Raw genomic sequence first — 2808 nt, forward strand, 5'->3', positions numbered from 1 at the left:
GAACGGACCATTGCGTGGTTGACCGGATACCGGCGCCTGACGATCCGCTACGAACGACACGGCCACCTCTTCGCAGCATTTCTACAACTCGCCGCAGCTCTCACCTGCTACAAGAAACTCACCACGTAAGACGTCCTCTTATGCGGCGAGTTTTGCTATCAGTGCGTCGGCCGCCGCAGCCGAGGAGCCGGGATTCTGTCCTGTGATCAGTAGTCCATCCTCGACCACATAGGAACCCCAATCGGCGCCCTTCGAGTAGTTACCGCCGAGCGCGTGCAGCTCGTTTTCGACAAGGAATGGAACGACATCGACCAGCGCGGTTTCGATCAGCCGCCGGGAGCTGGGGTCCTCGGCGAGGTCCCACAGCGGGCCGTGTCCGCCGGGGTAGAAAACGGTGTCGAAGTCTTCGGCCGAGACCGAGTCGAGCCGCACGGTATCGGCCAGTGCCGCAGACGCTTCCGTGTCGGCCTCGAACAAGTGCGTATCGTCGGTCTGGAAGCCGGGCTCATTGCTTTTCGGGTCGAGCGGCGGCCGCCCACCGGCCGGAGACGCAAGGGCGATGTCGTAGCCGGCCGCCTTGAAGCGCCGGTACGGCGCGGCCGAGTTCCTCCAGCCAGAAGGCCCCCTCCACTTCGACAACAGATCCATCACCCATAACCGACGCCGCTGGACACCACCCGGTTCCACCGATCCGGAAGTTTTCCGGACGAGATCGAACCGCCCAGATTGTGCCACCCGGTCGCGAGGGCCCTCGGAGTACGTACCAGCCGCGTTCGGCGGGCCCCTGGCGCACAAGTGGCGTGTGTCGGGTCAGTCATCGAGGTACCGCGCGATCTCGTCGAGATTTGTTGCGGAGTGGAGATGTTCGCCGTCGGCCGCGTCGAGTAGAGCCCAGTTCGGTGGCTCGTGGGGGTTGCGGATCAGTCGGTAGCCGGCATTGCGGGCCCGGTCCGCGAGGGCGCCGAACGAAAGGGGGTGGTATTCCGTTTCATCGGTCACGGTGGCTCCGGTCGGGTGATTGCCATTGGTGCAGGGCGTGGGCGATTCGGATAAGGGATGCGATATCTACCGGGGCGTTCCATTTCGGACCATCCGGAATGGGAATTCCACCGGGAATCCGGTTCGGGAGTGTTTCTTTCGTCGGGGGTTCCTCGGTGAACTCGGTCAATAGCCCAGGAACTCCCGGTCTCCGGGGACGAGGCGGCGTTCCTCGATCAACCGGTCTCTGGCCTGCTGTTTCAGTGGGCAGGCGGTGAGCGGGCAGTCGATATGTGCTTGCATGACGAGATGGGCGTGGGAAATGGTCATCACCGGTATGCGCCGGTGATCTGTCACCGGTAGGACGAATGTCATTGTCGCCTCGCAAATTCGGGGTGTGGTGGTCGGATCGCGGGGTTTCCGGGGTGGGTTCCCGGAAAATTCTGACTCGTTTGAGACAGTCCGGCCAGGTGGAAACTTCCACGGCGGAGGTTTCTGCCAGGGCGGGTGCATGTTCAGTAGAACATCCACTTCCGAAAAAGTGGAGAGCTTCGTAAGATTCGGGCACACAATGGATTTGATCCGAATGGATCGGTAATTCCAAGCTGTTCGACTGTTCCATTCGACATGACATAACCCCGAGTAACGCTAATGAAAGGCGACCCCCTGTGTCGATCGAACCGAACCCGCCGACCCTGCCGCGCCGCGTACTCGGCCGCCGCTTGCGTGAGATGCGCGAGCTGGCCGGGTTGAGCCGTGCCCATGCGGCTCGCAGGTGCGAGATGGGCGCGCAAACCTTGTGGCGGCTGGAAACCGGGCGCAACAGTGAGACGAAGAAGATCATCGTCAACGCGCTTTGTGATGTATACGAGGCGAGTGTCGTCGATAGGCGCGAACTTCTCTGGCTGGTGGACGAATCTCGGAAGGACGGATGGTGGCAGTCGTACGCCGATGCTGTGGTGCCGGAAGTGGAGATGTACCTCGGGCTCGAGCAAGCAGCGTGTGAGGTCTTCACATGGCAGACGACGTCATTGCCGGGGTTGCTGCAGACCCCTGGCTACCGGCGGGCCATGTGGGAGATTGCTAAGTGCCTAGGGAAGTCGGTCGACCTGGACCGGGAAATCCTCCTGCTTCAGCGACGCCAGGAACGGCTCCATGATTCATCAGGTTTCACCCTGCGGGCCGTACTGAGCGAAGCTGTGCTCCGGCATCCAGTCGGTGGCGTCGAGGTCGTGGCGGAACAGTTGGACCACCTCGCAGCGCTTTGTGCCCTGCCGAATGTGTCGCTGCGTGTCGTCCCGCTCGATGCTCCGGATCATCTGGGGCTGAACTCGAAGGATTTCCTCTTCCTGGAGTTTCCTGAACATGCGAATCCGGTCCTCACCGAACCACCCGTCGTGTACGTGGAGGGTTTCACCGGAGCGTTGTACCTCGACAAGCCGAGCGAGATCGATAGGTATCAGGCGGCCCGTGATTCCATCTCGCACGTAGCATTGGACGAGCTAGACACACAGCGTCTCATCGAGGCGACGGCGAGGGAGCACCGGTCATGAATATCGACCTATCCAATGCAGCATGGTTCAAGAGCAGCCGAAGCGCGAGCGGTAAAGAATGCGTTGAGGTCGCACATCTGCGTGGTGGGGCGGTAGGTGTGCGGGATTCGAAGAACCCCACCGGCCCGGCCCTGGTGTTCGGACCGGATGCGTGGGATGCGTTCACGGCTGCCGTCGAAGACACCGGAGTTGAACCGAAACCCTGAGTGCATTTGCCGACGAGATGACCCCGCCGCCGGGGATCCGCCCGGGGCGGGGTTCGTCGTGCCGTCCAACA

At 61.9% G+C, this 2808-nt stretch carries 5 protein-coding genes and 1 pseudogene; 3 read left to right on the forward strand and 3 right to left on the reverse strand.

Translation table 11 applies throughout. The features are described 5' to 3' along the window. A pseudogene (locus tag QH196_RS32595) lies at positions 1-129 on the forward strand (transposase); the annotation flags it as partial. 9 nt (positions 130-138) lie between these two features. Here the strand turns inward: QH196_RS32595 and QH196_RS27060 are convergent. From QH196_RS27060 to QH196_RS27070, 3 genes are all read right to left on the reverse strand, one after another. Then, positions 139-648, reverse strand: coding sequence for a hypothetical protein (locus tag QH196_RS27060; RefSeq protein ID WP_280418663.1), 510 nt, complete (start codon positions 646-648; stop codon positions 139-141). A 162-nt stretch (positions 649-810) separates the two neighbouring features. Beyond that, a complete protein-coding gene (locus QH196_RS27065) occupies positions 811-999 on the reverse strand; it encodes a hypothetical protein (protein ID WP_280418664.1) in 189 nt (62 codons plus the stop codon). 165 nt (positions 1000-1164) lie between these two features. Then, the gene (locus QH196_RS27070) at positions 1165-1308 is read right to left on the reverse strand and encodes a hypothetical protein (protein WP_231508744.1); all 144 of its coding nucleotides are present in this window, start codon (positions 1306-1308) and stop codon (positions 1165-1167) included. A 338-nt stretch (positions 1309-1646) separates the two neighbouring features. Between QH196_RS27070 and QH196_RS27075 the strand changes: the two genes are divergently transcribed. After that, complete coding sequence (locus QH196_RS27075) at positions 1647-2531, forward strand: helix-turn-helix domain-containing protein (protein ID WP_280418665.1); 885 nt, start codon at positions 1647-1649, stop codon at positions 2529-2531. Then, positions 2528-2737 (forward strand): DUF397 domain-containing protein, encoded by a 210-nt coding sequence (locus tag QH196_RS27080; RefSeq protein ID WP_280418666.1) that lies wholly within the window; start codon positions 2528-2530, stop codon positions 2735-2737. The genes QH196_RS27075 and QH196_RS27080 overlap by 4 nt, the downstream gene beginning before the upstream one ends. Positions 2738-2808 lie beyond the last annotated feature (71 nt).

The sequence above is a fragment of the Nocardia carnea genome, assembly GCF_029868325.1.
GTDB lineage: Bacteria > Actinomycetota > Actinomycetes > Mycobacteriales > Mycobacteriaceae > Nocardia > Nocardia carnea_C.